We start from the raw sequence: 4,244 nt of genomic DNA, 5'->3' as shown, positions 1-4,244 counted from the left end.
GAACTGCGCTTCCGTTTCTCGACTTCGCTCGAAACGAACGGATCAAGGTAAAGTCATCCTACTCTAATTACCGTCGCTTGCTTCAGGGTTCGTCAATATGGCGTCGGCCCGTGCCGTGGCGATAAGGCCCGGCGGTGCCGCGCTGGACGACGACGCTCCCCGCCTTCACCATGGTCTCCCCCACATGCGCTTCCTTGCCGCCGATATTCTCGAATACGGCATCGAAATCGGCGCCCGTCTTCTCAGGAGCTATGTCAAGGACGCGAAGCAGCCGGTCGCGGGTCGACCCGATGGTCAACGTCGCGCCGAGAGAACCGGGGGTGGGCCAAGCCCACCCCGCGCGCGTCTCACAGACCGTCGACAGCCTTGCTAACCAGGATATTCACCGCAACGCGGCGGTTCTGCGCCTTGCCTTCGGCGGTGCTATTGTCGGCCACAGGGTCCGCTTCGGACATCCCGGTGGGGGTCAACATGCGATAGGGCTTCCAGCCGCAAGCCTGCTGCAGGTAATTGATGACGCGACCGGCGCGCTTTTCGCTCAACACCTGGTTATATTCATAGTCACCCGTAGAATCGGTGTAACCGACAACCAGCAGCAGGGCGTTGCTCATCCCCTCGGCAGCGGTTGCCGCCGCGCAGAGGTCGTTTTTCGCCTGGGCGGACAGCACAGCCTTGCCCGTGTCGAAATTCACGTTCGTCGTGCTTTTGATATTATACTGGTCGATCTCACCCAGGCGACCGCGCAGCGCGGCCGTTGCCGCCGTCTGTTCGGCAAAGCCCTGTTCGGTGCCGTTATGGATCATCGACGCGGTCCTGAGATCCTTGTTCTGGAGATTGATCCGGCTCGCCACCAGGCCGCCGCCCGATTGCAAGGTCTTGACGCTCACGGGCACGCCGTTGAGCAGCGAGGTTGCGGCGAGCCTGCTGCGGTTGAGGCCGAAAAAGCCCTTGCTGGCGCTGATCTTGGTGGCGTCGTTGATGACGATCACGGACTTGGTGCCATCGGCGGTTGTGACCTGCATCTTGTCGCCGCTGCGCGCCGAGATGATGCCCTTGATTTCAGGGCCTGGGGTCATCTCGGACGGAGCCGGGCCGGAGAAGGTCGCCGAGACGTCGGCCGCAGGCGGCTCCTGCGTCTGCGCCGACAGGCTGCCGGGCGCTGCCCCGGAAAGCAGGGCAAGCATTAAGAGAAATTTTGGGCTTTTGGAAATGACACTCATCACGCTACTCCTTCAAAATTCGACCAGTCGGGCCTGCATGGCTGCAGCTTCTCGTCCGACTGCCGCCCGCGAGATGGCGTATTCAGCTGTCAGAACCCCTCCATCTACCTTCGTAAAATGTCCGGCATGGCGCTGCGGATGAGCGCCATGGATATTCTGCCTGTTCAGATTAACCTTTCTGCTACATGAACAGGCCGGGTCACACCGATGGTTGTGCGGACAATTGGAGCGCATCGTGCGACGAACGGATGCAGACCTCGCCGCGCAAACGAACATTCATCTGTGGAAGAGTTGCCCAATAGATTTTGGAGCCATTATCTCAATTGACAGCCATTTGCTTTCGAATAGCGCAAGGGTGAGGCCACAGGCAAAATTCAACAGTCTACTTTTTATCCTTCCGAAACATTCATTTGGTGCCGTCTTCGCGTCGCTTTGGCCGGGCTGGATGGTCATGGGTGAGGACCGGACAAATGCTCCATCTGGCCGGGCAATGCGCGCGATTGGGCAAAGCTCACCCATGATCGATGCGAACCCCTGATCGAGTCGTGTTGCCCAAATCGAAACGCTCGACGACAAGGGCGCCCTTCCCCTGCTCCTCGGAGCCTTAGCCGATGTACCGGCGCCGCCCAACATCACGGCCGGGCTCGCGCTGTCCCGCTGCTCTGCGGCAGCCCCATATCTGCGCGCCAGAATGGCGCAGACCATGAGCCGGTCTGGTGAAAGAAGGTCGCAGGAGAAGTCCAGGGCGTCGTCCTTGAAGGCCTGCTCCAGCAGCCCGACATAGCGCTGGCCGGTCTTATGGCTAACGTCGATGGCGGCACCGAATTGAGAATAGTTGACCAACTGACCCGACTGCTCCCCCTTCCTCCTGCCCACCTTCCAACATCGGGCGGCTGGCAACCCGTTGCCGAAAACAGAGAGTGACGCAGCGATCTCGCCATTGTCCGGCCAGATTCGCTTGGTCCATGGCCCGTATCATTGCCGCGTGTGCGGCGCGCCTCTATGAACGAGGCTGCTTTCACAATTTATCCGAGACGAGAGGATCATGTCGACAGACCGCTTCCCGCTTTTGCAGGGGGATAATGACCGGACCGCCTTGATCGATGGTGAGCGCCGCGTGACTTATGGTGCGCTCAACGGCCTTGCGAACCGCCTTGCTACCGGATTGCTGGGCAGCAAGGAGGATCTGGAGGAGGAACGCATTGCCTTCTTCCTGCCCGCCAGCACCGACTATGTCGCGGTGATGCACGCCGTCTGGCGTGCAGGCGGAATCGCCGTTCCCCTCAATGTCGCCGCGACCGTTGCCGAACTGGATCATTACCTCCGTTGCGCGCGCGTGACCCGGCTCATCACCCAAAGTGAGCATCACGCCATGCTGGGCGAATTGTGCGCAAAACTGAGCATTCGTCTGTTACAGCCGGACGAACTCATGGCCGGTGAAGCAGGCGTCCTGCCGGATATTGCCGATGACCGCCGCGCGATGATGGTCTTCACCAGCGGAACCACCAGCAAGCCCAAGGGCGTGGTAACCACCCATGGCAACATCCGGGCGCAGATCACCGTGCTTCTAGACGCCTGGGGCTGGTCGGACAGCGACAAGATTCCCCTGTTCCTGCCGCTGCATCATGTCCATGGCATTATCAACGTACTGAGCTGCGCCCTTTGGGCGGGCGCGACGGTGCATCTCTTTCCTCGATTCGACGCACCCGCCATCGCCGCCCATGTCGCGGCGGGCGACTATTCGGTCTTCATGGCGGTGCCGACCATCTATGTGAAGCTGCTCGACCAGCTCGACCGCCTGGAAAAGGGTGAAGCGAAAAGCGTCTGCGACGGCTTTGCCGCCATGCGCCTGAACGTGTCCGGCTCAGCGGCCTGTCCGGTTCCATTGTTCGAGCAGTGGCGCGCGCGCACCGGCCAGGTGCTGCTCGAACGCTACGGCATGACCGAGATCGGCATGGCCCTGTCCAACCCCCTTCATGGCGAACGGCGGGCGGGGCATGTCGGCCAGCCCTTGCCGGGGGTCGAGGTGCGTCTCTACGGCGAGGATGAGCAACTCATCACCGAAGAAGGGCAACCAGGCGAGATCCGCGTCAAGGGAGCCAATGTTTTCCTCGAATATTGGGACAATGAACGGTCCACGCGGGAGAGCTTCCGCGACGGCTGGTTCTGCACCGGCGACATGGCGGTAATCGAACAGGGCTATTACCGGATCATGGGGCGGACCTCGATCGATATCATCAAGTCGGGCGGCTATAAATTGTCGGCGCTTGAAATCGAGGCGGTGTTGCTCGCCCATCCCGCTATCGCGGAGGTCGCCGTTATCGGGATCGACGATGCAACCTGGGGCGAAGTCGTGGCAGCCTTCATCGTGCCACGGTCGGGTCACAAGGCGGACCCCGAGGAGATCATTGGCTGGTCCGCGCAGCAATTGTCCGCCTACAAGATTCCGCGGCTCATCCGTTTCGTCGACAGCTTGCCCCGCAACGCCATGGGCAAGGTGACCAAGCCCGAGCTGAAGCCGCTGCTCAGCGCCGCTTCAGCGCAAGCTTTTTCGGATAGGCCGCCTTCATAATGGCGGCAATTGCGGGAAGTTAATCGGCAAGGGCTGGGACATTTTGCTCGGTCCGCTTCGGAGCATATAACCGGAAATAGCTGCCGACCGATCATCCAATATATTTCGTCCCCATGCGCAACGCCCTCAGCCCCTTCTGCTGCAAATTTTTCTTGCGGAAGCCCCCCTCCAGAAGTAATGACTTTTCATTATTTCACTGACAAGCGAATTGACCGCCAAGGTTGGGAGAGAGAATTTGATCCGGAATTCCCGTTGGACGACAGCCGCCGCAGTCGTGTCGTTGGGCCTCACGCTAGGTGGCGGGGCGGTTGTCCATGCCCGCGAAATCGGAACCCGGACGGCGTCGGTGCCCGTAAATCCTTTCCTGGCTCGTAGCGCCACGCCCATTTCGCACCGCAATTCCGCCCAACAAAACGCATCACGCATTCCTGGGCCGGCAGGCCCAACGGCAA

The 4,244-nt window shown here is 60.6% G+C and carries 4 protein-coding genes; 1 reads left to right on the top strand and 3 read right to left on the bottom strand.

Annotated features, from left to right (window positions below; genetic code table 11):
- Positions 1-82 precede the first annotated feature (82 nt).
- The 3 genes from VJS46_RS10710 to VJS46_RS10700 all read right to left on the bottom strand — a co-directional run bounded on the left by VJS46_RS10710 (position 83) and on the right by VJS46_RS10700 (position 2,063).
- The gene (locus VJS46_RS10710) at positions 83-298 is read right to left on the bottom strand and encodes a hypothetical protein (RefSeq protein WP_324060035.1); all 216 of its coding nucleotides are present in this window, start codon (positions 296-298) and stop codon (positions 83-85) included.
- A 49-nt stretch (positions 299-347) separates the two neighbouring features.
- Positions 348-1,220: an OmpA family protein gene (locus tag VJS46_RS10705; RefSeq protein ID WP_324060034.1), complete on the bottom strand. Its 873-nt coding sequence runs from the start codon at positions 1,218-1,220 to the stop codon at positions 348-350.
- Positions 1,221-1,496: 276 nt separating this feature from the next.
- On the bottom strand, positions 1,497-2,063 hold the full coding sequence (locus VJS46_RS10700; RefSeq protein ID WP_324060033.1) for a hypothetical protein: 567 nt from the start codon (positions 2,061-2,063) through the stop codon (positions 1,497-1,499).
- Between the two features lie 202 nt (positions 2,064-2,265).
- Here VJS46_RS10700 and VJS46_RS10695 point away from each other — a divergent pair, with 202 nt between their 5' ends.
- The gene (locus VJS46_RS10695; RefSeq protein WP_324060032.1) at positions 2,266-3,792 is read left to right on the top strand and encodes an acyl-CoA synthetase; all 1,527 of its coding nucleotides are present in this window, start codon (positions 2,266-2,268) and stop codon (positions 3,790-3,792) included.
- The last annotated feature ends 452 nt before the right edge of the window (positions 3,793-4,244 follow it).

Origin of the sequence: Rhizorhapis sp., from assembly GCF_035276005.1 — a bacterium.
Lineage (GTDB): Bacteria > Pseudomonadota > Alphaproteobacteria > Sphingomonadales > Sphingomonadaceae > Rhizorhapis.
This window is presented reverse-complemented; position numbering and strand designations above follow the sequence as displayed.

What these genes read in the sequence shown, in the direction of transcription:
- VJS46_RS10705 (WP_324060034.1), bottom strand. Translation starts at nt 1,220, where the DNA reads ATGAGTGTCATTTCCAAAAGCCCAAAATTTCTCTTAATGCTTGCCCTG.
- VJS46_RS10695 (WP_324060032.1), top strand. Translation starts at nt 2,266, where the DNA reads ATGTCGACAGACCGCTTCCCGCTTTTGCAGGGGGATAATGACCGGACC.